Here is a 24,185-nt window from a genome sequence, read left to right on the forward strand (position 1 = left end):
TTATAATATAATATGTATAAACATCAAAACGGACACGCATCCTTTCAACCCAACGGTGAAGGATGCGTGTCGTCGTTTATCTCTGCAAATCAGAAAAGCGCTTGTGGCCTTTCATGAAATATTCGGTCAGGATATTGACTTCGCCCTCGAGAAAATCGGCGGGAGCGTCACATTTGTCATAAAGCCTGCTCATCCTCCTGTAATCACGGTGCGCCCTGACAATAGCCGAAGCGTTCTTGAAATCCAACCCGGCAACAAACTTTGCCCATGCCATCGTATCAAGAATCCGCCGCCATAACAGACGCCTTGTTCTGACACCGACCGGAAGGTTCTTGTGAAGCATCAGCAGATTGTTGCGGAAATTGAGATATGTCTTTTTAGGGTTCGACGCCGGAAGACTTCCTCCGCCAAGATGATAGACATGCGAGTCAGGAATCGCCCACACCTGACGTCCCGACAGACGGATGCGCCAGCACAGGTCAATCTCTTCCATGTGGGCGAAAAACTCACGGTCAAGTCCACCGAGACGCAGATACAACTCATTGTCAACCATCAAAGCCGCCCCGGAAGCCCACATCACTTCCATCGGAGTGTCATACTGGCCACTGTCAGTCTCGACAGTGTCAAACACACGTCCGCGACAATAGGGATAACCGTTACGGTCAAGAAAACCGCCCATAGCACCGGCATATTCGAATTCAGCCGGCGATGAGAGCGAAAGCAGCTTAGGCTGCAACGCACCGGCCTCAGGATGCGACTCCATGAACCGCCACATAGGGGTCAGCCAGTCGTCGTCGACCTTCACGTCCGAGTTCAGAAGCACAGTATATTTATAATCGTCTCGCACCCGGGCAACCGCAAGATTATAACCTTCGGCAAAACCATGATTTTCACTGAATTCAATCCGCTTCACCTGCGGGAACTCATTGCGGAGCACTTCAAGTGAATCGTCAGTCGACCCATTGTCAGCGACAATGACATCGGCAATATCAGCCGACGTATGCCTGACAACCGATGGAAGATACTCGCGTAGAAAACGTGCGCCATTCCAATTGAGGATTATGACCGCGACACGATTTCCGTCTGAGCCTTGTCCGTTCATATACAAACCTCCCCTTCCGACTCCTCTCCTTCAGGATGCATCGAAACTATGCGCACATCGCAGATTGTATTCGACAATTCGGGACGAGGCTTAATATTGACACGCAGGTAATTGTCAGTAAATCCGGCCATTGAACCGTCGAGACGGGGATGCTCCGCAAGCATCGGCCTGACAGTCCCGACGAAACGCTCGGTAAATTCCTTAAGCTTGCGTTCGGATATAGCAAGCATGATGCGGGTGCGACGGTGTTTCTCCTCCTGACTCACCTCGTGGTCTATGTCGAGCGCACGCGTTCCGGGACGCTCGCTGTAAGTGAAAACATGGAGTCGTGAAATCGGCAGCGAATCAACGAACGCCCTTGATTCTTCAAACCTCTCAAGCGTCTCGCCTCGCGCACCGACAATAAGGTCGACACCGATAAACGCATCCGGCATGACACGCCTGATATGCTCAATCTTGCTGCGGAAAAGCGCCGTGTCATAACGGCGGCGCATCAGCCGCAACACCTCATCACTGCCACACTGGAGCGGAATATGGAAATGAGGCATGAAACGGCGCGACTGCGCGACAAAATCAATCAGCTCGTCGGTCAGCAGATTCGGTTCGATTGATGAAATGCGGTAGCGCTCTATTCCCTCCACCTCATCCAGACGGCGGCAAAGCGCCATGAACGTCTCGTCAGTGCCTTTGCCGAAATCACCGATATTCACACCGGTTATGACTATTTCCTTGCCACCCTCGGCAGCGACCTCGCGCGCTTGTGCGACAATCTCGTCAATCGACCCGGAGCGACTGCGCCCACGGGCCATCGGAATTGTGCAGTAGGAACAGTAGTAGTCACATCCGTCCTGCACTTTAAGAAAGTAGCGTGTACGGTCTCCGCGCGAACACGAAGGAGTAAAACGCCTTATATCCTTTGTCGGTGTTATGAAAGTCGTCCCTCCGGCCTCGCCTGCCGACCCTTCGGCAAGCACCTTGTCGAGATAGTCGGCGAGTTCGAGCTTACGGTCCGTACCGGCTACGACAGCGACACCGGGCAACGCCTTGACCTCGTCCGGCTTAAGCTGAGCATAGCAGCCTGTGACAACAATTCGCGCATCAGGATAGCGACGCGCGAATGAACGGATTGCCTGACGGCATTTTTTATCGGCTATATCAGTGACACTACAGCTATTGATCACCACATAATCAGGCACATCGCCTTCATGGACGCGCTGTATGCCCCTCGATGCAAAGATGCGGGCGACAGTCGATGTCTCGGCAAAATTCAGTTTGCAACCGAATGTGTGGAACAATGCTGTCTTACTGCCGAATGTATTCTTGTCTATCAAATCAGTAACGGTTTTTTATTCCATATTTTCATGCAGAATCGGAATCGGTCGCTTGAACACCTCTTTAAATGAAATGAGTGTTTCAGTACGCCCGATGCCAAGACGCAGCTTTTTGTGAATAACTTCAAGAAGATGTGCATTGTTGTGGGCGAATATCTTGGCAAAGACATCGTAGCTGCCGGTCGTAAAGTGACAGTCAACCACTTCTGGAATCGCCTTCAGACGTTCAACGACTTCATCGAACTTAGTCGGGTCATTGAGTATGAAACCTATGTACGCACATGTCTCATATCCTACCGATGGAGGGTCTATGATAGTCTCAAACCCACGGATAATGCCGGATGATGTTAGTTTCTGTATGCGCTGATGTATGGCCGCTCCCGAAACATTAGTCTCTCGCGCGATTTCGAGAAATGGCTTACGCGCGTTATTGGAGAGCATCTCAAGAATCTTGAAATCAAGAGTATCGAAGTGTTGTCGTGACATCTAATATAGAAAAAATTGAGTATCGCTTTGACAGCGAATGTTACTTTACGGTGCAAAATTACACAAAAAATTACAATCAGTAATCAACACGGCCATATAAATTATAATTTTCAAGTTCACTTTATCTTCACCGATCCACTCCCGACAAGCCGGAATCTGATGATTTCACATTAATTAAATGTCACAAAGCTCGCATGCAGGTTGCCTATATTGGGATTATATTATATCTTTGCACCGATTTTCCCCAACTTAACGGTAAAATCATTGCCATTGCCCCACCGGCCGACGGCAATATGAAATGAACATTATATCTAAGGTGCGAATTTGAGATCTTCTCACATCTACATAGTTGCTTTAGTGCTGCTATGCGCCCTCTCGATGGGCGCATTTCCACGTCAGGTAGACCCTGATTCCGTTGCTGTCCCCTTCGGACCGCTTCCCGCTGTGACCGACTCAGCGGAAAGCAAGCCCGTGCGTCCGCGTCCCGACTCACTTACACGCCTCCTGCAACGACGCAGAAACGCCATGCCGGAGACCGTGCTGCAATCGTCATCACAAGCCGCCATAACGGACCGCACGTTGCTGCCTGCCGATTCCGCTCAATATCCTGATTCGGTCGATTCGCCTGAAACCGACTCGCTTGTCTACGTCACTGATTCGGCTGCCGCATCCGTGATAAACCGCCACACTTATGTAGCCGACACCACAACACGCAGACGGCTTAGCCGCACACGCATCACAGCGCCCGAAAAAGGATCGCGGATTGTCCGCTCGAAAGTCGACCTCGACAATGCCGTGGATTTTTCAGCTCAAGACTCACTTGTGCTCTACGGACGCAACAACGCATACATGTATGGCAGTTCAAAAGTAGAATACGGCACTCTGAAACTTGACGCACAGGAAATCCAGATGAACCTTGACAACTCTACGGTCTATGCCATAGGAGGTGTCGATTCCATCGGCGACGCCTTCGGCACACCTGTCTTCGAAGACAACGGCACGAGCTACGAGTCGGAGACCATGCGCTACAATTTCAAGACACAGCAAGGATTCATCACCAACGTCAAGACTCAGCAAGGCGAAGGCTATGTGGTGGGCGGACAGACCAAGAAAGTCGGCGAAGACACATATTATACGCAAAACGCGAAATACACCACTTGCGACGACCATGACCACCCCCACTTCTATCTCCAGATGACCAAGGCCAAGATGCGCCCGGGCAAGGATGTCGTGAGCGGACCTGCCTACATGGTGCTCGCCGGACTGCCTCTCCCGCTTGCTGTCCCATTCGGCTACTTCCCCTTCTCCGAAAAATATTCATCCGGCATAATCTTCCCGTCGTTCGGCGATGACTACAACCGTGGCTACTACCTGAGCAACGGCGGATATTATTTCGCCATCAGCGACAACATGGACCTCGCGCTCACTGGTGAAATCTACACCCTCGGCTCGTGGGGATTGCGCGCGAACTCCGCCTATGTGAAACGCTACAAGTATTCCGGCAACTTCAACATATCTTACCTTCAGACCGTCACCGGCGACAAGGGAATGCCCGACTACTCGAAATCGACCAACTTTCAGGTTCTCTGGAACCACAGTCAGGATTCAAAGGCAAATCCCAACATGAGCCTTTCGGCAAGCGTCAATTTCACCACAAGCGGCTACACCCGTAACGACCTGAACTCATACTATTCCAACGATTTCACCCAGAACACCAAGAGCAGCACGGTCAATATGACCTACCGTTTTCCTAACTCGAAATGGTCACTGTCGACGACCGCCAACGTCTCGCAGCGCTCTCAGGACTCGACTCTCGCCGTATCGTTCCCTAACTTTACGCTCACAATGTCGCAGGTCTATCCGTTCAAGCGCAAACGTGCGGTCGGTGAAGAAAAATGGTATGAAAAAATCAAACTGTCTTATTCAGGACAATTCAACAACTCTCTGACCGCGAAACAGGACGAATTTTTCAAGAAAAGTCTCGTGAAAGACTGGCGCAACGGCATGCGTCACAGCATCCCTGTCAGCGCGACATTCAACATCTTCAAATACATCAACCTTACCCCATCGATAAATCTCACCGACCGAATGTACACCACCAAGGTGCGCCGTCAGTGGGACCCCAACGCTTCGGCTGAAGTCCTCGACACAACCTACAGTTTCTATAACGTCTGGGATTTCAACGCCTCGGTGGCTCTCGACACCAAAATCTATGGTTTCTTCCAGCCGCTCCCATTCCTCGGCGATAAGGTGAAAATGATACGCCACGTGCTGACACCGACCATATCCTTCTCCGGCGCTCCTGACTTCGCATCCCCCTTCTTCGGCTATTACGGCAATTACCAGTATCCCGATGCACAAGGCAACATGCAGACGCGCACCTATTCCTACTTCCCGAACTCACTGTTCGGCGTACCGGGTCAGGGCAAGACAGGGGCGTTAAGCATCTCGCTTGCCAACAATCTTGAGATGAAAGTCAAGTCCGACAACGACTCCATCGGAGAAAAAAAGATTTCGCTGATCGAGAACCTGTCCCTTTCGCAAAGCTACAACTTCGCAGCCGACTCAATGAGGTGGTCAAACCTCAACACATCCATAATGCTCCGACTTGTCAAGAATTTCAACCTCAACCTGTCGGCGACATGGGACGTTTATACCTACGCGCTAAATGCCGCGGGAAATCCTGTCAGGGTCAACAAACTGCGTATTTCCGAGGGCAAGGGCTGGGGCAAGCTCTCAAGCACCGGAACATCGTTCAGCTACACCTTAAACAACGACACTTTCAAAAAACTGTTCGGCAAGGACAAGGATAAAGACAAAGACAAGGATAAGAACAACGACAAAAACAATGGCCCGAACAACTCGATGGACCAGAACTTTGCCGATGACACATCAGATTATCAGGACCAAAACAAACGAAAAAGCAACAAAAAGAAATCAAACATGGAGTTTGACGATGATGGCTATATGAAATGGTCCGTCCCATGGAATCTGACTTTCAACTACTCCGTCAACTACGGATACGGCGAATTCGACTACGACAAGCTTGAATACAAAGGCAAGATTACCCAGAACCTCTCCTTCTCAGGCAACATCCGCCCGACGGCAAACTGGAATTTCGGGTTCTCCGCAAGCTACAACTTCGACACAAAAAAACTTGCCTACATGAACTGCAATATCTCACGCGACATGCACTGCTTCACCATGAGAGCAAGCTTCGTCCCTGTAGGTCCATACAAGAGCTACAATTTCCATATTTCGGTCAAATCATCACTTCTCGCCGATCTCAAATACGACAAACGGTCGTCATATTCCAACGGCGTTAAATGGTATTAAACAAAATTCATACTTCAATTGTTAATTAATGTGACGGAAGGCAAAAGCCATCGTCACATTATTTTTTTGCTCTACTGTCCTCTCCTCAACCATCTGACACGTTTATCATCAACTATTATTACTTACATTTAACAACAACAGTAATGAAAAAAATTCTTCTTATCATGTGTGCCGTCATCGGGATGGCTATTAATGCACACGCTCAGAGAGCAGAGCTTCAACTCAGTTACGGCGGCTACACCCAGATGGACGCAACCGACATGCACGACGGTGGCTCAATCAACAACGCATGGGGCGCACTCACAGCCGGAGTCAACTTCAAAGTCGCACCGAGCTTCCATCTTGGAGCAACATACACGTTTTCAAGCGCAAGCTATAAACACACCGACGACGCCAATGCCTACTATCATGTGATCATGCTCAACGGCCGTTACGACTATTACCGCAATAGAATTGTAAAACTGTATGCCCATCTCGGAATCGGTGTCGACATCACACACATCACAGTTGACGACTGGTCTGAAAACAAAGCATACTTCGCATTTCAGGCATCGCCACTTGGAGCAGAGGTCGGACTCAGTCGCGTGACAAGCCTGTTCGGAGAACTCGGCTTCGGCGCTCAGGGCCTTCTGCAAGTCGGCTTCCGCTTCAACCTCTAAAATGTCCGGCTAAAATAAAAATATACGCATCATGAGCGACAGAATTTCTTACGAGGAACGCAAAGAGCTGCCCGACAGTGTCTACGGGCTGCCGGAACGGCGCGAGTATCCGATGCCCGACGCCGCACATGTCAGGGCTGCTGAAGCATATTTCAGATATTGCCCTGAAAACCTGAAACCAAAACTGGCCAAAGCCATATTGCAGCGCGCACGCGAATACGGAGTGGATGTTGAAAGCCCCACCGTATTGGCCTACGCCAATGAATGACGACAATTATCATACGCTATATCCAATGCGGATGGAGCACGCCACGGCCACGATACGGCCCGATCAATGCTCCATCCGCTCTATATTTCCATACACACCACCCTTCCGGCCAAGCCATAAGTCAGCGACAAACCACAAACCGCACAATTGGCATTTTAACAACTATTATGCGTTTTTATTAGGCATAAATCTATTTTTTCAATACTTTTGTAGAAATTAGTGCTATTAATCCACCAATCCTTATGAGCAAAGAGGTAAAACTTGACGATGAAAAACTTGTGGAACGCCTGAGAGACCCTTCGACGTGCCGCGAGGCTTTCGGCGACCTTATCAAGACATACTCCGAACCACTCTATCGCCAGATACGACGCACGGTCCAGTCTCACGAGGATACCGACGATATTCTCCAGAACACCTTCTTGAAAGCATGGCAAAATATCGAGAATTTCAGAGGCGACGCAAAACTGTCGACATGGCTCTATAAAATAGCCATAAACGAAAGCCTTTCTTTTCTTGAAAAAGAACGCAAAAGACGCGGACTTTCGCTCGACGACGAGGAATCGGGCATGATTTCACTCATTCAGGCCGACACCAATATCGACGGTGACAAACTTGCACTCAGACTGCGCGAAGCCATAGCCACACTCCCTGAAAAACAGCGCCTCGTTTTCAATATGCGTTACTACGACGACATGAAATATGAACAAATGTCGGAAATAATGGGCACATCGGTCGGAGCTCTCAAAGCATCCTACCATCTTGCAGTCAAAAAAATCGAACAATTTTTTGAGGATAGCGATTAAACTTCACGACTCTACGTGAGTCTAACAGTTAACATAGGCAAAACAAGTCTTTAAGCTTCAAAAAACAGACACCGATGAAAGATATATTAACAAAAGTCAACAGAAATGACGGGATGACCGTTCCGGACGGTTATTTCGATGATTTCGCGGCTAAAATGATGGCTTCGCTCCCTGAAAAGGAATGGGAGAAACCGACACCCAAAGTGATGCCGAGATCATTCTGGCAGAAGGTAAGGCCCTATGTCTACCTTGCAGCCATGTTTATGGGCGTATGGTGCATGATGAAGATGTTTGACCTTATGCGCACTGATTCCTACGGGCTTTCAATCGAGAACAATCCTGTAATGACAGCTGCGATTGACAATGACCATTTCATCAACGACTATTTCATCAACGAAGGTGATGTCAATGACTATCAGCTCATGGAAGACCTCTACGAGACCGGATTCGACCCGGCAGAAACCGACATGGGAATGGTTGTCGACGTAGCCGACTCGGCCACCCTGCCCGATTCCCCCGAATTCCCGCTCTCTGAAATCTAAAGTCCAATTAATTTCATCTCTCAGATTCTACAGCTCCTTCTGACAGACAAACCTCAGCAATTATTCCAGAAACTTCTATGAAAAAGATTGCCCTTTCACTCATCCTCATCCTTTCTACGATTATAGTACCGCTAAGCGCTCAGACCCGTCCATCCGGGCGTGAACGTCAAGTATGGATGAAAGAAATGCAGCAGTACAAAACCGACTTCATAGCAAAAAAACTCGTCCTCACCGAAGAGCAGAAGGCCAAATTCCTCCCGCTCTACACCACTATGGACGAAGAAATACGCAAGGCACAGGGCGAGGCGGAAAAACTCTACCGTCAGACTCTGAAAAAAGACAGCAAGGCGACAGACCTTGAATACGAAAAAGCTGCCGAAGCCGTCTATGAGCTCAAAGGCCGGGAAAATGAAATAGAGATGAAATATTTCAAGGAATTCAAACAGATTCTCACTCCTCGTCAGCTTTTCCAGCTTAAAGACGCCGAGCGTGACTTCACCCGTGAACTCATGAAGCAGCACCGTCGGCATCGCAAATAACGCCACACCGGCCGACGATTCGCGGCTTAAACAAAACTTTTCATATCGACTCTCTCAAAATCTCATGTCAGTATTAATATGTACTGACATTTTTTCTATCCCAACCAACACATTTTTCAACTATGCGTATCGGTAGAATTTTCATCCTGCTGTTTACGTTCATATCCATCTCACTCTCTTCCGAAATGAACGCAAACACCAACCGGACTCCTGACTTTGCATATCCTAAGACTGTCAGCACCGAATCTCTGCAACAACTTTCAACAGCGCTGAAGACCGACGACGGCCCGAAAGTGGTGCGCGCACTTATGGACTATTATCTGGCCCAGACCGCCATCGACAACGGAAAGGCGGCAAATGCACTTGCTAAAATCGACAGCATCGCCCAAGCAAGCACCGACAAGGTCGTAAAGAGTATGCTCCTTACCCTCGAAGCCGACATATATTCATCGCTCTACATGAATCAAAGATGGAAATATGACTCGCGCGACACCCCGGCAACCCCTCTTCCGGATGATTTCAACCAGTGGAACGGTGTCCAGTTCCGCTCGCGCATTTCCTCGCTTCTCGATGCGGCGCTGACATTCGCGCCTGCACTCAAAGCCATGCCCATCGGCAAATATTCATCCGTAATCGACCTTTCAGCCGGAGATTACAAAAATGCAGCGACGACAGCCGTCGTTCGCACGACTGAAATATACTATCCCACGCTCTACGACTTTGTCGCAAACCGCGCAATCTCACTTCTCAGCTCAAACGGGATTACAAATTCAGTCCTTTCATGCGGTCTGCTCACACGCCATGACCTCTACATGGCTCTCCCGTTCTCAAAATACGATCCCAATGTCGGGCGAATACTTGAATTATACGCTTCACTGCTCAAATTTCACACACCCGGCTCAGCTCCATTCATCAACACCGACCTGCAGCGTCTGACCTTTATTTCCGAACGGGTCTACCAAGACAATTCTCAGTCAGCGACCGACACCGCAACTGACCGTAAAAACCGGCTACTGCGCGAAATGTACGACGAAAACAGCACCTCTGAATATTCAGGCGATATTCTGCTGGCCTTTTCCGACAGATACGACGATCTGCGGTGGCTCTACACAACCATAGGCCATAACATCAAGACCTATCCGGCCTATCCATTGAAAAACAATTTGATCAACAAACGCACACGCATCGCTGAGCAGATTGTCTACGTAACGATGCCATCAGTAGTTGCTCCCGAGAGTGAAACCGAACTGAAACTCGACATCTCAAATGTCAAATCAGGAAAAGTGTATATATATAATGTGTCATCCTCATCACTGACAGACCGGAGTTATTCCACTGAAGGACTCCCCAAGTTCAAGCCCGTGGCGGTATTGCCATTCAAATCAGCCGACACAGAAACGCCATTCAAGGAGACCATCAGTCTCAAATACAAATTTCCGTCGGCAGGTATGTATATCGCAATTCCTACAATCGACGGAAAAGCACTCACTGGTAAAAAATGGTATGACAAGATAAATGTAACCTCCTACTCAATTGCTTCGTCGAAATTCGAATCCACACGACTCTGGGCGCTGGATGCAAAGACCGGCGCACCGGTCCAAGGAGCGCAGTTCACCCTCTATACCAACAACCGGCGTGGCAACACATCACCCAAAACGCTCGGCAAAACCGATGCCGAAGGATCGCTCCCATGCTCATCAAACGGCTATGTGACACTGGCCAAAGGGACTGACCGCTATGCAAATCCGCTATGGGTCTACTCCGACAATAATAAATTTGAAGAAAAATGGTATAAATCCTCATCCGGCTACAGCTCTCTGCCACTCTATCACCCCGGCGACAGCGTGGAGTGGATGGCTATTGTTTACGAATATAAGAATAAAAGCCATCGTCCGGTAATCGGAAAAGAGGTTACGGCCATCCTGCGCAACGCCAGCTACATGGCCATCGACACCATGAAACTGACCACCGACCGTTTCGGCCGTATCACCGGGAAATTCATGCTTCCAAAAGAAAGCATGACAGGCACATTCCATATATCGTTTGAGAACTACGGCGACGCCGTCGGCTTCACAGTCTCGGACTACAAACTGCCGACTTTCCGTGTAATCCTCGACCCTGTCGAATCCGACTATCCTTCGGCCGGGTCAGCCACTCTGCGCGGACACATCGAGACCTATGCCGGCTTCCCCGTGGCCAACGCCAGTCTGACGGTCGACATTTCAGGCCTCCAGCGCACACGCTGGTGGTGGAACAGACCGGCAGAAGTCAAATTCGCCACCATCGAAGCCACTTCCGACGAGAAAGGAGACATCAACATCACCCTGCCAAAAGACCTTCTTGAAATCTCTCCGATCCCCGACGGAATTTTCTCCGTGACCATCTCCGCTCTCTCGCCGTCAGGCGAGACGCAGACTGCCTCGACAATGTTTACAATGGGTTCGCGCTACGTAATCCGTCCGTCCGTGCCTGAAAATATCGACATTACATCCCCGACAGCAGCAATCAAGGTTCAGACCGTAAACTATCAGGATTCCGTAATCGCCATGCCTGTCAACTATGAGGTCATTCGCGATTCAGCCACCATCCTCAAAGGGACAATCAAGCCGTCAGACGCTACTCTTGACCTTACCACCCTTGCCTCCGGAAGCTACGAACTTCGCTTCTCACTCGCCGACAGCACTATGGCTGCACCTGTGAGCCAGAACGTAGTGCTCTACCGCCCGACAGACATCGCCACCCCTGTCCCCGGACGACTGCTCTGGTATCCTGCCGACAAGGTTTCAATTAAAGGCAACCGTGGCGGCTCATGGCTCTATGCGGTCGACTGCCCGACAAACCTACTGGTCAGCATCCACACCGGCTCGAAACTCCTCTCGCAAAAATGGGTGAAAGCCGACGAGGGCATGCACACTCTTCAGATTGAACTTCCCGACGGAATAGACGAAGCCACTGTAGAAATATCGCTCACCGGCAATTACCGCAACTCCTCGGCAAGCATCACCGCAAAGCGCGACACTACGGCCAAAGGCATAAAGTTCATCAGTGAATCGTTCCGCGACCGACTCGTCCCGGGCAGCGAGGAGACATGGACATTCCGCGTCGTAGATCAATCGGACCACGGACATGAAGCAGCCGTGATACTCGACATGTACAATACCGCACTTGACGCCCTTGTCAAATCATCATGGGAATTCACCCCCATGACCCAAGGACCGCGCTACCACTATTTCTGGCAACAATCCGACCTCTCGTCCAAATCAGGAAGCAGACTGTCGTCATATCCGGCCAAATTCCTATCGGAATACACTGTGACTGAGCCTGTATTCGAGTCTTATGGACGCTCATTCGCATACTCACCGATACGCATACGCGGATCGCGGGTATATAAAGCCGCTGCCACAACCCTTAGTGCCGTTGATGAACACAAAGAGGAAATTGTGGTAGAAGAAGCCATGAACTCGGCAAACGGATCAATAGCATTCAAAGGCGCAGGCATTGCTGCGGACATGGCTGCCAATGACGTCGACCTTGGTGCTGTCGAAAGCGAAAACGAATCGTCTGAAAACACCGATGAAAGGTCAAAACCATTTTCATTCCGCGAAAACGAAGTCACGCTCGCCTTCTTCAAGCCGATGCTGACCACTGATGCCGACGGAAAGCTTTCGCTCACGTTCACAGTTCCCAATGCCAACACAAGCTGGGGCTTCCGCGCACTCGCATATACCGATTCGCTGCTTTCAACGAATTTCTCAGCCGACGTCATGGCCAACAAGCCGGTGATGGTCCAGCCCAACCTCCCACGCTTCCTGCGGTCAGGCGACAGCGCGACCGTTATCGCCTCTGTGATGAACGGCAGCGATGAAATGCAGAAAGTGACGACCAAAGTCGAGCTTTTCAACCCGGCCGACGGCAAGACAATAGCCGAATACACACAGATTGATGAAATCGCTCCATCATCGGCTGCGACAGTCTCAACATCTCTTGTAGCTCCGGCCGACGCTCCATTCATTGGCTACCGCATCAAATCGTCAACAGAGATTTTTGCGGACGGCGAACAGTCGCTCATCCCAGTCCTCCCGGCTGTCAGCCCTGTAATCGACACCTATCCGTTCTACATCGCCCCTGACGATAAAGACTTCACGATGTCGCTCCCGACAATACCGGCCGACGCGCGCGTGACGCTCGAATTCTGCGACAATCCCACGTGGTATGTCGTCACCGCCCTTCCCGGACTGCTTGAACAGAAAGCCTCGACTGCCAATGAGACTGCCGCATCAATATTCTCCGCATCAATCGCCTCAGGCCTCCTGCGCGACCATCCTGTCATCGGCAAAGCCATCCGTGAATGGACCGAAAGCAACCGCGACGGCTCTGCCCTCACATCAATGCTTGAACGCAACGAAGACCTGAAGCAGATTTTGCTCGCGGCAACCCCGTGGATGCTCGATGCCCAAAACGACACCGAACGCATGAACCGGCTCGCACTTCTGTTTGATTCCAAGACTCTTGATGCGACTCTTGATGCCAACATCGCCACACTGCGCAAACTCGTGAGAAACAACGGCGGATGGGCTTGGTTCGGCATGTCGGACGAAGCTTCGATGTGGGCCACCCAAAATGTACTTCTGCTATTCGGAGAGCTCTACCGACTCGGATTCATGCCTGAGCGCAAAGAACTCTTATCGATGACAGTCAATGCCATCCAGTGGCTCGACAGGACGACCGGCGAGGCTTTTGCCAAGTCACCGCAAGGCGACTACACCCTTTATGTCCACCTCCGCGACCTGTACAGAAATGTCAAGGGGATTCCTGCAGCTAACCGCGCCATAGTCAACGCCACCGTGCAGCAGATACTCAAAAAATGGAAATCGGCCGGAGTTCCCGAAAAGGGAATCTACGCCCGGATTCTTTTCATGAATTCATATCCGAGCGTCGCAAAGACAATCCTCGAATCGCTCCGCGAATATTCGGAATACACTCCTGAAAAAGGAATGTGGTGGCCGTCGCTCGACGACATGACACTCTGGTCGATGGGCAAAGTCGGCACGACATCCATGCTCCTCACGACTTTCGCAACTGTCGATCCGGGCTGTCAGGACATCGACCGAATCCGTCAATGGCTCATCCTGCAAAAACAGGCTATGGACTGGGGAACTTCCGTCTCGGCATCCTCAGCAATAGCGGCCATACTATCGACATCGACAAAATGGGTCGAACCGGCCGACTCTAAAAACGCCTCACGCATAAGCATCGACGGCCATACCATCAAGCCGGATAGATATGAGCTTATGACCGGCTACTTCCGCTCGCCCCTCCGGCTGTCATCAGGAAAAGAAACGCAGCTGAAAGTGAATCATGCGACCACAAGTCCGTCATGGGGAGCTGTCTACTGCCTCTACACCGACTCGATGACATCAGTGAAAGCCCATTCATGTCAGGACCTGTCGATAAGCAAAGCCATCGCCGCCGGAGGCAAATACGACAACCCGACACTGAAAGTCGGCGACCGTGTCAGCGTCACCCTCACCGTCAAGGCCGACCGCGACATGGACTATGTGACCATCGTCGACGAACGCCCCGGATGTTACGAGCCGGTAGAGCAATTGCCCGCTCCGATTTTCGCCGAAGGCATCCGCTTCTATCGCGAAAACCGCGACAGCTCGACCAGATTCTTCATCACCCATCTGCCAAAGGGCACTTATGTGCTGACCTACGACATGTGGGTTAACAACGGCGGAACATTCGCGTCGGGCGTGGCGACAATCCAGAGTCTCTACGCGCCATCGCTCTCCGCCCACACCGCAGGAACGACGATAACCGTCACGCAATAACGAGCGTCGCACAGACCTTCCATTCGAGGGGTTGTTGGAAAATTAACAATATTTTTTAACAACCCCTCGAAATTATTTTGCACAACTCGGATAAAATTCCTACCTTTGCAGCCGAAAAAGTGTGCCCGATAGAAATCGGGACTCAACAAACACCAATCACTAATTATAACCAACCAAAATGCATTACGAAACCGTTTTCATTTTAACTCCCGTTTTGTCTGACCAGCAGATGAAGGAAGCGGTAGAAAAATTCGAGAAGGTGCTCACCGACAACGGTGCATCTATCGTCAACGAAGAAATCTGGGGACTTCGCAAGCTCGCTTATCCCATCCAGAAAAAATCTACCGGCTTCTACTCGCTCGTGGAGTTTGACGGCGATCCCACAATCGTCAAGAAAATCGAGACTGCCTTCCGTCGCGACGAACGCGTACTCCGCTTCCTCGTATTCCGTCTCGACAAGTATGCTGCCGAATATGCTGAAAAGCGTCGCAGCAACCGTGCTAAAGCAACAACTACAGTAACCGAAGAAGCAAAGGAGAACTAAATCATGGCACAAGCATCTGAAATCCGCTACCTCACTCCCCTGTCGGTAGACGTAAAGAAGAAAAAATATTGCCGTTTCAAGAGAAGCGGAATCAAATACATCGACTACAAGGATCCTGAATTCCTCAAAAAGTTCCTCAACGAACAGGGCAAGATTCTTCCCCGTCGCATCACCGGAACTTCTCTCAAGTTCCAGCGTCGTGTCGCTCAGGCCGTTAAGCGTGCCCGTCACCTCGCACTCCTCCCCTACGTTACCGACTTGATGAAATAACTTTAAAAGCTATCCGCAATTATGAAAATCATTCTCAAAGAAGACATTGCCAACCTTGGCTACAAGGACGATGTTGTCGAAGTCAAGAACGGATATGGCCGCAACTACCTTATCCCCACCGGCAAAGCAGTGATTGCTACCGAATCAGCTCTTAAAGTTCTTGCCGAAAACCAGCGTCAGCGTGCCCACAAGCTCGCCCGCATCAAGGCTGATGCAGAAGCTGCTGCTGAAGCACTCAAGGACGTTAAACTCACAATCGGCGCTAAGACCTCTTCAACCGGTACAATCTTCGGTTCTGTCAACGCTATCCAGATTGCTGAAGCCCTCGAAAAGCTCGGCCACAACGTTGACCGCAAGCTCATCACTCTTGATCCTGTCAAGGAAGTGGGCAACTACACAGCTACCATCAACCTCCACCGCGATGTGAAGGTTGAAATCCCCTTCGAAGTCGTTTCGGAATAATTTTTCCGTAGAGACATACCATCCGGCAGCCGGTCCGTTAATTTTTCGGATCGGCTGTCCTGCATATATACCTGTCAGGCATATATGCAAAAAACACATTTTAACATTTCGCATATTATTTCCGATTTATCGGGGAAAGCTCCCCATAGGTAGAATATGGACAATTCGGAATTAAACTTTTGCCTACCTTTACTGTCACAAAGGAGTAATCACCAAATCATAATCAAAGCAATAGCCAAAGATTAAAAAAAGACATGACACGTTTCACAAGAACCCTCACCTTACTCTCAGTTCTACTTCTTACTTTATGCTCCGTAACTATCCATGCAGCCAACATCACCGGTATTGTCAAGGACATGGAATCCGGCGAACCGATAATGGAAGCGGCTGTCAAACTCGTAACTGCTAAAGACAGTTCATTCGTGGCCGGTGTTACAACCAATCTTGACGGCCAGTTTAAACTCGAAAACATCAAAGGCGGCAAATATATCCTGACCGTAAGCTATATCGGATATGCCGATATTGAAAAAGACGTTACGGTAGGAAAATCAAATCTCCGACTCGGTGAAATCCGTATAAAGGAAGCATCCCACATGCTGGGCGAAGTCAGCGTTGTAGCCGTCAAAACTCCTATAAAGGTTATGGAAGACACGGTTGAATATAACGCTGATTCCTACCACACACAGCCCAACGCCGTGGTCGAGGACCTTCTGAAACGCCTTCCGGGTGTAGAGGTAGGCACTGACGGAGCTATCACAGCCAACGGCAAAACCATCTCCAAGATTCTTATCGACGGCAAAGAATTCTTCAGCGACGACCCCAAGGTCGCTTCAAAGAACCTTCCGGCAAATATGGTCGACAAGCTTCAGGTTGTTGACCGCAAGAGCGACATGGCACGTCTGACAGGTGTCGACGACGGCGAAGACGAGACCGTCATCAACCTCACTTTCAAAAAAGGAATGAATCAGGGATGGTTCGGAACAGCCGAAGGCGGCTATGGTACGGACGAACGCTACATGGGTTCATTCAACGTCAACCGTTTCTGGAACGGAAATCAGATTACACTCCTCGGAAACTTCAACAACACCAATCAGATAGGCTTCACCGACAGTAACGGCAACCGTTTCCGCCGCTTCGGAGGCAACAACGGCATCACCGAATCGCGCGCACTCGGCCTCAACTTCAACGTCGGCAAGGAAGAAATCATTCGCATCGGCGGTGACCTCATGTGGAGCAACACAGATGCCAACTCGATCACCCGACAGGACCGCGAATATCTTTTCGAAGACCACTCCACCTATTCAAAGATACGTAAAGCCACACGCGACCGTGGCAACAACTTCAGAGGAGACTTCCGTGTGCTCTGGAAGCCTGACTCGTTCAACACCCTTGAATTCCGCCCCAATTTCTCTCTTAATTTCAACAAATCGGATGACAACGAACTGACATCCTATCTCAATTCAGCGATGGAGAAGGTCAGCGACAACACTGCAACCGGACATAGCGACGGTGATTCATACGAGTTTGGCGGACGTCTCATATACTCCCACAGCTTCAAGAACCACCGCGGACGTTCATTCTCTTTGTCAGGGCAATACCGTTTATCTAATGTCACTGAAAAAGAGACATCCGTCAATGATTTCATCCGCTACATCATGGAGGAAGACCCCGACAACACCGAGGACAACTCTGAACTGCTCAACCAGTACACCGACAACCATACATGGAGCAATCAGGTGATGGGTCAGTTCACTTGGACCGAACCTCTCGGCGACGTGGCCAACGGTCATTTCCTTACTTTCGCCTATCGCGGATCGTATCGCTGGAACAATGCCGACAAGCTCGTCTACAACATCCCGGAAGACTACGACCTCGATATCCTCCCCCCGGCCGGCGAAGAACCTGACCCGGACTACTCAAACCGCTACCGAAACAACTATTTCAACCAGAACATCCGTCTCGGCTACAAAAAAGTCGGCGCGAAGTCTAATTTTGAAATCGGCATGGCACTCGTTCCCCAGATGTCAAAATCGATTTATCTCGACAATGCCGACAAAAATATCAGCCGCTGGGTGACAAACTTCTCCCCCTTCCTGCGCTACCGTTACAAATTCGGGAAAAGAAGCTCAATACAGGCCAACTATCGCGGACAGTCGTCACAGCCATCCATGTCGCAGCTCCAGCCTGTACTCGACATTTCGAATCCGACCAATAAGGTGCAGGGTAACCCGAACCTCAACCCCTCTTTCAGCCATAATCTCATGCTCCGCTTTCAGGATTTCAACATGGAGTCGCAACGCTCTCTAATGCTCATGGCTGACTTTCAGTTCACACAGAACTCGATCATTTCCAAAACCACATTCGACGAATACGGTTCGCGTCTGACCGAATATGTCAACGTCAACGGCGTATGGAACGGCCGAATCATGAACATGTTCTCGATGCCACTGCGCAACAAACTCTGGAGCATTTCAAACCACGTCTACGCCAACATCCGCCACAATGTAGGTTTCAACAACAATGTTCGCAACAACTCCCTCTCGTTCACTGTCCGTGAAACTCCCGGCATCACTTTCCGCCCCGACAACTTCGAATTCGAGCTCCGTCCGATCTACATGCTACAGACAACCCACAACAGCATGCAGAAAAATGCCAACCAGACTGTCCACAACTATGGCGGCCGTTTTGACGGTACATATTATACGCCTTGGGGACTGACATTGCAGACCGACATCAACTACACGGCCACTGCAGGTTATGCCGCCGGTTATGACACACGTACGTGGATGTGGAACGCCACAATCTCCCAGCAGTTCCTCCGCAGCAAGTCACTGACTCTCGCCGTGAAGGTCTACGACCTCCTCAACCAGCGCAACAACATCCGCCGAAATGTCACTGCAAACTATATCGACGACATCGAATACAATTCCCTCTCCCGTTACTTCATGGTGACACTGAGCTACCGTTTCAACTCATTCGGAAAAGGCAACGAACCCTCAGGCGGAGGTGACTTCATGCGTCGCGGTCCCGGCGGACATGGCGGCCCCGGCGGACGCGGTCCGAGATAATCCCGTAATAAAACCATCCACATCTGCTCATTCTCCACTCTCCTTATAAAAAAGTCATTTCTCATATAATTTTTCATTTTCATCATGTTTCTCAATTATCGGATGAGAGGCGTCTTCACGTTGGCGCTCTCTTGGTTCGTGTTGCCTTCCTATGCCGATGATTCAATCGCCATCTGGAGCTATAACGATTGCATTAACCACGCACGTACCAATAACTTAACTCTCCGCAAATCAATTCTGTCGGAAGAATCCGCAGCCATTTCTCTCGAAAAAGCACAGGGTGAATGGCAACCCTCGCTTGACTTCGGAACAAATCAGGGATATTCAAACGCTCCTTGGAGCAACGGAAACAGCAACGCCTACACAAGTAACTACAACCTCAATGCCAGCTGGACTGTCTGGGACGGAGGTAAACGCGAAAGTGCAATACGCCGAGGAAAGACCGATGTCGAAAGATCGCGCTACGCCACAGACAACACCCTGCGCAACATACGCACCGAAATCCTTTCGGCCTACATCAACATCCTTTACAATAAAGAGACCGTAGCCGTCAACACCGAACTTGCCGAAGTCAGCCGCGCTCAGGCCGACCGTGCGAAGCAGATGATGGAATCAGGCAAAATCTCCCTCGTCGACTACCAGCAGCTTGCGACACAGGCCGAGCAGGACAACTATAACGTCGTGTCGGCAACCGCTCAGCTCAACACCGCACGCATGCAGCTCAAAAAACTCCTTGAGCTTGGAATCGACAGTTCATTCGATGTCATGCCATATAATTTTTCAGAGCAGGAAGTCCTTGCCGAACTTCCGCCAATCGACGAAAGCTATCAGCTTGCCCTCGACACTGACGCCCTCATGCGCTACAACGAACTTTCGGTCGACATAGCCGACGAGGACATCAAAGCCGCCCGCGCTTCCGGCTATCCGCAGCTAAGCCTCGGCGCAGGAGTAGGCACAGGCTACTATTCTAATTCGGCCGGCGGATGGGGGACACAGATGAAACAGGGATTCAACGAAAACATCAGCCTATCGGTATCTGTCCCCATTTTTGACCGCAAGTCGACAAAAACAGCTGTAGCCCAAGCCAAGGTCAGCAAGCTCTCAAGCCAACTCGACATCGAATCGCGCAAAATAGAGATCGCACAGACGCTTGAAAGCTGGTATATCGACATGGAATCGTCACGGACACGCTACACTTCAGGTCTTCAGAGCCTCAAATCGGCCAAACTCAGCGATGAACTCGCAAACGAAAAATTCAAAGTCGGCTATGTCGAACCGACAGAACTTCTCCAGACACACTCAGCCCTCATCGAAGCCCAGCGAGAACTCCTTCAAGCCAAATATATGTCGGTACTGGCCCGCAAAATGGTGGAATTCCTGAGAACCGGCGATGTGACACTTTGATAAATATTTATTTTTAAGCGCTATATACAAGCCTCTATAATAATTTCAATTCATGAAACTCCATTCCACATTAATCCTTGCGCTCCTGCTTGCTGCCACATCCTGCAGCAAGGAGCAGTCAATAAGCCTCGTCACCCAAGAGGTGACACGCGGGTCAATAAGCGAGACCGTAACCGCCACCGGTACTATCGAATCGGAAACCTCGGTCGATGTCGGCACTCAGGTTACAGGAATCATCGACAAAATCCTTGTCGATTTTAATTCACAGGTGAAAAAAGGCGAACTCTTAGCCGAAATCGACAAAGTGCTTCTCCAAAGCGAACTTACATCGGCCGAGGCAAATGTCAACAGCGCCAAGGCAAGCTATGAGTATGCAAAGACCAACTACGAACGCGACAAAGCACTCCATGACAAGAAACTGATTTCGGACTACGAATTCGACACAACGCGCCGCGACTATGAAGTGGCTAAGACATCCTATGAAAAATCAGTAGCCGACAGGGTGAAAGCCGCGAAAAATCTTAACTATGCCGAGATTTATTCTCCGATCGACGGCATAATCATCTCGCGTGACGTGGAAGTCGGACAGACTGTCGTATCAAACATGACCGTAGCCAATCTCTTCACCATCGCCGACCTCGACCACATGCGCGTCGTGGCCAATGTCGACGAAGCCGATATAGGCCGGGTGAAGGAAGGACAGAAAGTGACTTTCACTGTCGATGCCTACCCTGACGAAGTGTTCCACGGAACTGTCACACAGAAACGCATCAGTCCGACCACCGAAAGCAACGTCGTCACCTACGAGGTGCTCGTCTCTGCCGACAATTCAGACCATAAACTCATCCCGGGCCTTACGGCAAACCTCACAATCTATATGCTCGACGAGTCAGACGTGACACTCGTTCCCGCAAAGGCGACCCGATTCATCCCCCACGCATATCCCGAAGCCAAAAATCTCCCGACAATTCCTGAAGGAACATCCACACAGGCCTACAACAATCCGTCTGATCCCGATAAAAAACGCGTATGGATCGTCAAAGACAATGCTTTCCTCCCTGTGATAATCACCGTTGGCGCTACCGACGGAATAAACTACCGCGTGGTTTCAGGCATCGAGCAGGGCACTAAGGTTGCCATCGAATATTCGGTGGAGACACCGACGGAAGACAATGGCGAACATGCCGGAGGCCAGAGCCCCTTCCAGCCCAAACGTCCCGGAGGAAACAAGAAATAAACAGATTCTCCTATGGAAAAACGTGAAATCATCAAGGTCCGCGACCTAAAGCGCGATTTCAAGGTAGGAGGCGAAACCGTCCATGCTCTGCGCGGTGTCTCGTTTACCATCCGCGAAGGCGAGTTCGTGACAATCATGGGCACATCCGGCTCGGGCAAGTCGACACTGCTCAACACACTCGGCTGTCTTGACACACCGACCTCAGGCGATTACATCCTCGACGGTGTTAGCGTCCGCGAAATGAGCAAGAACGAACGTGCGCGACTGCGTAACCGCAAAATAGGATTCGTGTTTCAGAACTACAATCTCCTCCCGAAGACTTCGTCAATCGAAAACGTCGAGCTACCATTGCTCTACAACTCCTCCGTCTCAGCCAAAGAGCGTCACGAACGCGCGGTCAACGCCCTCCTCGCCGTCGGGCTCGGCGACCGCCTCCACCACAAAAGCAACCAGATGAGCGGCGGACAGCAGCAGCGCGTCGCAATCGCACGCGCCCTCGTCAACGACCCGGTAATCATTCTTGCCGACGAGGCGACAGGTAATCTCGACACACGCACATCGTTCAGCGTGCTCGTACTCTTTCAGGAGCTTTATGCGCGTGGCCGCACGATAATCTTCGTGACCCACAATCCCGAACTTGCAGCCTTCTCCTCGCGCAACATCGTGCTCCGCGACGGCCGTATCATTTCCGACACATACAACGAGTCACCGGCATCCGCACAGGAAATGCTTGACTCATTACCAGCTAACGACGATTAACCGATGAATTTTTTCAATCTACTCAAAATAGCGCTTCGTGCCCTCAACCGCAATAAACTGAGGGCAATCCTGACCATGCTGGGTATCATCATCGGCATCGCGGCCGTAATCTGCATGCTCGCCATCGGCCAAGGCTCGAAGGAAAGCATCAAGGCACAGATTTCAGAGATGGGCTCGAACATGATAATGATACATCCAGGCAATATGCAGCGCGGAGGTGTGCGCCAGAGCGCCGACGACATGCAGACCCTGAAGATTGCCGACTATGAGACTCTCCGCGACCGCACTGCCTATTTGTCGGCAGTAAGCCCCGTGGTGACAAGTTCCGGGCAACTGGTGGTCGGCAACAACAACTGGCCGTCAAGCATCTATGGTGTGACGCCGGAATATCTCGACATCCGCAAACTTTCAGTCGAGGATGGAGAGATGTTCACTGAAGCCGACATCAAATCTGCGGCAAAAGTCTGCATCGTCGGCAAGACAGTCGTCGACAATCTCTTTCCCAACGGAGAGAATCCTATCGGAAAAGTGGTGCGTTTCGGAAAAATACCCTTCACCATAACCGGAGTGCTGAAAAGCAAAGGCACAAACTCGATGGGTATGGATCAGGACGACGTCGTAATCGCACCATACACCACTGTCATGAAGCGAATACTTGCCGTCGACTATCTCGGGCAGGTCGTGGCCTCAGCGCTTTCCGAAAATCTCACCACCGAAGCCACCGAGGAAATCACCGAACTTCTTCGGTCGAACCACCGTCTCGGGCCGGAGGATGCCGACAATTTCAATATCCGCTCTCAGCAGGAACTGAGCGAAATGATGAATTCTACATCCGACATGATGACAGTGCTCCTGACCTGCATCGCATTCATCTCGCTTCTCGTCGGAGGTATAGGCATCATGAACATGATGTATGTATCGGTCACTGAACGCACCCGTGAAATCGGTCTACGTATGAGTATCGGCGCACGTGGCATCGACATTCTGCTACAGTTTCTGATTGAAGCGATTATTATCTCCGTCACTGGCGGACTGATAGGCGTGGTGGTCGGATGCGTGGCAACATGGCTTGTCACAATGCTTGCCGGATGGCCGACATCAATCCTCGCGACATCAATCATCCTCAGCTTCGCAGTCTGCACCATAACCGGCATATTCTTCGGCTGGGTTCCGGCGATGAAAGCTTCGAATCTCGACCCGATCGAGGCTATACGTTACGAATAAACCACATCAGATTCAATCTTATCCCGAGAAAAAGGCGCGACGACTCCGACAGAATCGTCACGCCTTTTTCATATATCATCAGCCATACTGCCGGGAAACGGTCTAAAACATATAACCGACAGATAAAAACACATTATGGCTAAGTTCTTTTGCCGGGACATGGAATTTCTGACCGTCAGCCAAAGTGACATTTCTCCGCGATGAGTAATAGTCAAAATTCGAAATCTGATATCCTGCTCCGACCACAAACCTTTCAAACTGCATATTTAACGTGAGTTCGATATAAGCAATAGACCATTCACCAATAAAACAATCAG

Annotated in this window: 19 protein-coding genes; 15 read left to right on the forward strand and 4 right to left on the reverse strand. The window is 50.4% G+C overall.

The genetic code is table 11. The features are described 5' to 3' along the window. Positions 1 to 76: 76 nt before the first annotated feature. From QZ311_RS06435 to QZ311_RS06445, 3 genes are read right to left on the reverse strand one after another with little or no spacing between them, the layout of a single operon-like run. Positions 77 to 1,102 carry a glycosyltransferase family 2 protein gene (locus QZ311_RS06435; RefSeq protein ID WP_297065638.1) on the reverse strand — a complete coding sequence of 342 codons (1,026 nt, stop codon included), beginning with the start codon at positions 1,100 to 1,102 and terminating at the stop codon, positions 77 to 79. Further along, entirely contained in the window at positions 1,099 to 2,433 is a 1,335-nt protein-coding gene (gene mtaB / locus QZ311_RS06440) for a tRNA (N(6)-L-threonylcarbamoyladenosine(37)-C(2))-methylthiotransferase MtaB (RefSeq protein ID WP_297065641.1), read from the reverse strand. The genes QZ311_RS06435 and mtaB overlap by 4 nt, the downstream gene beginning before the upstream one ends. A 15-nt stretch (positions 2,434 to 2,448) precedes the next feature. Continuing rightward, positions 2,449 to 2,919, reverse strand: a complete 471-nt coding sequence (locus tag QZ311_RS06445) for an Lrp/AsnC ligand binding domain-containing protein (RefSeq protein ID WP_123615025.1) — start codon at positions 2,917 to 2,919, stop codon at positions 2,449 to 2,451. Positions 2,920 to 3,243: 324 nt separating this feature from the next. Here QZ311_RS06445 and QZ311_RS06450 point away from each other — a divergent pair, with 324 nt between their 5' ends. The 15 genes from QZ311_RS06450 to QZ311_RS06520 all read left to right on the forward strand — a co-directional run bounded on the left by QZ311_RS06450 (position 3,244) and on the right by QZ311_RS06520 (position 23,868). Beyond that, positions 3,244 to 6,255 (forward strand): putative LPS assembly protein LptD, encoded by a 3,012-nt coding sequence (locus QZ311_RS06450; RefSeq protein ID WP_297065645.1) that lies wholly within the window; start codon positions 3,244 to 3,246, stop codon positions 6,253 to 6,255. 143 nt (positions 6,256 to 6,398) lie between these two features. Further along, entirely contained in the window at positions 6,399 to 6,914 is a 516-nt protein-coding gene (locus QZ311_RS06455; protein ID WP_297065649.1) for an outer membrane beta-barrel protein, read from the forward strand. Between the two features lie 31 nt (positions 6,915 to 6,945). After that, positions 6,946 to 7,182: a hypothetical protein gene (locus tag QZ311_RS06460; protein ID WP_297065653.1), complete on the forward strand. Its 237-nt coding sequence runs from the start codon at positions 6,946 to 6,948 to the stop codon at positions 7,180 to 7,182. 242 nt (positions 7,183 to 7,424) lie between these two features. Continuing rightward, positions 7,425 to 7,985 carry an RNA polymerase sigma factor gene (locus QZ311_RS06465; RefSeq protein WP_297065655.1) on the forward strand — a complete coding sequence of 187 codons (561 nt, stop codon included), beginning with the start codon at positions 7,425 to 7,427 and terminating at the stop codon, positions 7,983 to 7,985. Positions 7,986 to 8,059: 74 nt separating this feature from the next. Continuing rightward, complete coding sequence (locus QZ311_RS06470; protein ID WP_297065658.1) at positions 8,060 to 8,527, forward strand: hypothetical protein; 468 nt, start codon at positions 8,060 to 8,062, stop codon at positions 8,525 to 8,527. Positions 8,528 to 8,604: 77 nt separating this feature from the next. Then, on the forward strand, positions 8,605 to 9,066 hold the full coding sequence (locus tag QZ311_RS06475; RefSeq protein WP_297065662.1) for a hypothetical protein: 462 nt from the start codon (positions 8,605 to 8,607) through the stop codon (positions 9,064 to 9,066). 122 nt (positions 9,067 to 9,188) lie between these two features. Next, positions 9,189 to 14,900: an alpha-2-macroglobulin family protein gene (locus tag QZ311_RS06480; protein WP_297065664.1), complete on the forward strand. Its 5,712-nt coding sequence runs from the start codon at positions 9,189 to 9,191 to the stop codon at positions 14,898 to 14,900. A 178-nt stretch (positions 14,901 to 15,078) separates the two neighbouring features. Further along, positions 15,079 to 15,444, forward strand: coding sequence for a 30S ribosomal protein S6 (rpsF, locus tag QZ311_RS06485; protein ID WP_297065667.1), 366 nt, complete (start codon positions 15,079 to 15,081; stop codon positions 15,442 to 15,444). Then, the gene (gene rpsR / locus QZ311_RS06490) at positions 15,445 to 15,714 is read left to right on the forward strand and encodes a 30S ribosomal protein S18 (RefSeq protein ID WP_172480316.1); all 270 of its coding nucleotides are present in this window, start codon (positions 15,445 to 15,447) and stop codon (positions 15,712 to 15,714) included. It abuts the gene before it with no gap. Between the two features lie 21 nt (positions 15,715 to 15,735). Continuing rightward, entirely contained in the window at positions 15,736 to 16,176 is a 441-nt protein-coding gene (gene rplI, locus QZ311_RS06495; protein ID WP_297065671.1) for a 50S ribosomal protein L9, read from the forward strand. Between the two features lie 254 nt (positions 16,177 to 16,430). Continuing rightward, positions 16,431 to 19,244 (forward strand): TonB-dependent receptor, encoded by a 2,814-nt coding sequence (locus QZ311_RS06500; protein ID WP_297065674.1) that lies wholly within the window; start codon positions 16,431 to 16,433, stop codon positions 19,242 to 19,244. A gap of 84 nt (positions 19,245 to 19,328) precedes the next feature. Then, a complete protein-coding gene (locus tag QZ311_RS06505) occupies positions 19,329 to 20,648 on the forward strand; it encodes a TolC family protein (protein ID WP_297065677.1) in 1,320 nt (439 codons plus the stop codon). A 52-nt stretch (positions 20,649 to 20,700) separates the two neighbouring features. Continuing rightward, positions 20,701 to 21,885: an efflux RND transporter periplasmic adaptor subunit gene (locus QZ311_RS06510; RefSeq protein ID WP_297065678.1), complete on the forward strand. Its 1,185-nt coding sequence runs from the start codon at positions 20,701 to 20,703 to the stop codon at positions 21,883 to 21,885. A 12-nt stretch (positions 21,886 to 21,897) separates the two neighbouring features. Beyond that, complete coding sequence (locus QZ311_RS06515) at positions 21,898 to 22,644, forward strand: ABC transporter ATP-binding protein (RefSeq protein ID WP_297065680.1); 747 nt, start codon at positions 21,898 to 21,900, stop codon at positions 22,642 to 22,644. 3 nt (positions 22,645 to 22,647) lie between these two features. Further along, positions 22,648 to 23,868 (forward strand): ABC transporter permease, encoded by a 1,221-nt coding sequence (locus QZ311_RS06520; RefSeq protein WP_297065683.1) that lies wholly within the window; start codon positions 22,648 to 22,650, stop codon positions 23,866 to 23,868. A 102-nt stretch (positions 23,869 to 23,970) separates the two neighbouring features. On the opposite strand, the gene QZ311_RS06525 is transcribed toward QZ311_RS06520, so the two are convergent. Beyond that, positions 23,971 to 24,185: hypothetical protein (locus QZ311_RS06525; RefSeq protein WP_297065685.1), on the reverse strand; the 215-nt coding region annotated here is incomplete at its 5' end.

It is taken from the genome of uncultured Duncaniella sp. (assembly GCF_910578445.1).
GTDB lineage: Bacteria > Bacteroidota > Bacteroidia > Bacteroidales > Muribaculaceae > Duncaniella.